Origin of the sequence: Methylacidimicrobium cyclopophantes, assembly GCF_902143385.2 — a bacterium.
GTDB lineage: Bacteria > Verrucomicrobiota > Verrucomicrobiia > Methylacidiphilales > Methylacidiphilaceae > Methylacidimicrobium > Methylacidimicrobium cyclopophantes.
Genome location: NZ_CABFUZ020000041.1, coordinates 1 through 2,813, shown reverse-complemented (window position 1 = coordinate 2,813; position 2,813 = coordinate 1). Strand labels below are relative to the sequence as shown.

Annotated in this window: 4 protein-coding genes; all 4 read right to left on the bottom strand. The window is 60.4% G+C overall.

The window, feature by feature from the left end:
• Positions 1–103, bottom strand: a 103-nt coding sequence (locus FN369_RS00985) for a F0F1 ATP synthase subunit gamma (protein ID WP_178087589.1), incomplete at its 3' end; no start/stop codon positions are given.
• A 28-nt stretch (positions 104–131) separates the two neighbouring features.
• Positions 132–1,682, bottom strand: coding sequence for a F0F1 ATP synthase subunit alpha (gene atpA / locus FN369_RS00980; RefSeq protein ID WP_142524356.1), 1,551 nt, complete (start codon positions 1,680–1,682; stop codon positions 132–134).
• A 43-nt stretch (positions 1,683–1,725) separates the two neighbouring features.
• The gene (locus FN369_RS00975; RefSeq protein ID WP_142524355.1) at positions 1,726–2,118 is read right to left on the bottom strand and encodes a F0F1 ATP synthase subunit delta; all 393 of its coding nucleotides are present in this window, start codon (positions 2,116–2,118) and stop codon (positions 1,726–1,728) included.
• 12 nt (positions 2,119–2,130) lie between these two features.
• Positions 2,131–2,676: a F0F1 ATP synthase subunit B gene (gene atpF / locus FN369_RS00970; protein WP_142524354.1), complete on the bottom strand. Its 546-nt coding sequence runs from the start codon at positions 2,674–2,676 to the stop codon at positions 2,131–2,133.
• Positions 2,677–2,813 lie beyond the last annotated feature (137 nt).

Sequence of the window (2,813 nt, the reverse complement as noted above, 5' to 3'; positions counted from 1 at the left end):
CCCGCCGCATCTTCGATGCGGCTACCATCTGCATCGCCTTCGTAATCTGGGCGGTATTCTTGACCGATCGGATCCTTCGACGAATTTCGCGGGTGCTGGCCATGGGCAATGACTAGGCGCAGATTGCGGGTCTAGACGTTGTAAGTCTGGCTGAAGTTTTCGAATGCTGCCTTGAGCGACTTCGTAATTCCTTCATCCAGGGCCCCTTTTTGGCGAATTTCCTCGAGCAGCGCGGGATATCGACTCTGGAGAAATTGAACGAGTTTCTCTTGGTAGTCCTTGAGCTTCGGCACCGGAACGGAGTCGAAGAAGTTGTTTTGGACCCCCCAAAGGGTTGCCGCTTGGATTTCCACCGGTACGGGGCTGTACTGGGGTTGCTTAAAGATTTCCACGATCCTCGCTCCGCGATCGAGTTTCGCCTTGGTCGCGGGATCGAGATCGGAAGCAAATTGAGCGAACGCGGCCAACTCGCGAAACTGCGCGAGCTCGAGCTTCACCTTCCCGGCGACCTGTTTGATCGCCTTCAGCTGAGCCGCGGATCCCACCCGGGAAACGGAAAGCCCCACGCTGATCGCTGGCCGGATGCCTTGATAGAAGAGATCCGTCTCGAGATAGATCTGGCCATCGGTGATGGAGATGACGTTGGTCGGAATATAGGCGGAAACGTCACCCGCTTGCGTCTCGATGATCGGGAGGGCGGTCAAGCTCCCGTTTCCGTAGCGCTCGCCGAGTCGGGCCGCCCGCTCCAAAAGACGAGAGTGGAGGTAAAAGACATCTCCCGGATAGGCTTCCCGCCCCGAAGGACGCTTGAGCACCAAGGAAAGCTGGCGATACGCAGCCGCGTGCTTGGAGAGATCGTCGTAGACGACCAACGCATCCATTCCGTTCTCCATGAACCATTCTCCTATAGCCGCGCCCGCAAAGGGAGCGAGGTATTGGAGGGTCACCGGATCCGAAGCGGCCGCCACGATGACGATGGCGTGGGAAAGCGCATCATGGGAGTCGAGGACATCCAAGACTCGGGCGACATTGGCGTTTTTCTGGCCGACCGCCACGTAGATCGAATAGAGCGGCCGATAGGCGGGATTCCCCTCGTTGGCACGGTTGAGGCGTGCCTGATTGAGGATCGTATCGACCGCGATCGTCGTTTTTCCTGTCGCGCGATCGCCGATGATCAGCTCCCGCTGCCCGCGGCCGATCGGAATCATGCTGTCGATGGCAGCGATCCCCGTCTGGACCGGCTGACTCACGGAGCGGCGCCGGATGATTCCGGGAGCGATCCGCTCCACCGGATAGAAGACGGTGGAGGGAATGGGACCCTTCCCGTCGAGAGGTTGCCCCAGAGGACTGATGACGCGTCCGAGGAGCTCTTTCCCCACGGGCACTTGCAACAGCTTCCCGGTCGAACGAACCTGATCCCCCTCCCGGATCTCGGTAAACTCACCGAGGATGACCCCCCCCACCTCGGTCTCCTCCAGATTGAGGGCCAAAGCGCGAATAGGCTGGCCGAAAACGTCTCGACGATCGGAGAACTCCAAAATCTCGTTCATGCCGACGTTACCGAGGCCTTCAATCTTGACGACGCCGTCGCCCGTTTCCCGGACCGTGCCGACATCGGTCTTGGCAACGTCCCGCCGGAGTTCCGCGATCCGATTTTCAATCTCTTCGAGTAAGGTGCTCATCGTAGTGAAGTAACGTGAATTGGGTGGAGAAAGGGATTTTTTCTCAGGCTAGCGAAGTCGCCAGGGTTTGCAATCTCCGGTTTATGGAACCGTCCCAAACCGTGCTGCCCCTTTGAATGCGGATACCGCCGATCAACTCCGGACGGACCGAATAGCGCTTCTCCAATGCGGGCCCGTATCGAGCTTCCAGCTCGGCGAAAAGCGATCTGCCCTCATCGGGCAACGGGGCCGCGCTCTCGATCGAGAGCGTCTTTTCGGCGATCCGATATGCGATCAGTTGGCGAAGACGGTGGAGAATCGCGAGATAGCCACGAGGTTTTTGGTCGATCAATGCCCCCACGACCCGCCTCACCCGCTCCGGATCGAGAACCTCGCCTTCGAGGCAAAGTCGGAAGAGGGCTTTTGCTTTGCGTCGTGCTTGCCGGGAGATCTTCACGCGAGGCGCACCTCAGTTTCTTTCAGAAGCGGCAGCACGGAGAGCGTCGAAACGCTCCGAGGAGGGCAGCTGCGCGACGGTCTCCGCACGCAAGCGCTCCTGATCTTCCGGCGAGAGTACCTTTCCGGAAACCTTCGCGGTAAGCGCGAGCACGAGCTCCCCCACCTCGCGCCGCACCATCGCACGGCTCTCCTGTTGCTCTTGTTCCGCCCGTTCGCGCGCTTTCTGCACGATTCGCTCCGCTTCGGCCGCCGCTTCCTTGAGCAGCCGCTCGCCTTGCTGTCGAGCCGCCTGCTCCGCCTCGGCAATGAGCCGGGCAGCCTGCTCATTCGCTTTTTGCAAGATCTCGCGCCGCGCTTCTTCGGCGGCCGCGAGCTCCTTTTGAATCCGCTCCGCGTTTTGGAGACTTTCCGCGATTCGCGTCCGGCGCTCCGCCAGCAGCCGCAAAACCGGCCGATAGGCAAACCGATTCAAGACCCAGAGCACGATGGCGAAGTTGATCGTCTGCGCGATAAAGCGAGGCCAGTCGACTCCGAGTTGAGCGAGTGCTTCCTGCATGCGAGGCTACCTTCCGACGACGAAGAAGACGAGAATCGCCAGCCCTTCCGAAAGCGCCATGCCCAAAAGCGCCGTCGTGAAGACGAGGCCGAAGGCGCCCGGATTTCGGCCGATGGCGCCGGCGGCGCCAAGGGCGG

What these genes read in the sequence shown, in the direction of transcription:
- atpA (WP_142524356.1), bottom strand. Translation starts at nt 1,682, where the DNA reads ATGAGCACCTTACTCGAAGAGATTGAAAATCGGATCGCGGAACTCCGG.
- atpF (WP_142524354.1), bottom strand. Translation starts at nt 2,676, where the DNA reads ATGCAGGAAGCACTCGCTCAACTCGGAGTCGACTGGCCTCGCTTTATC.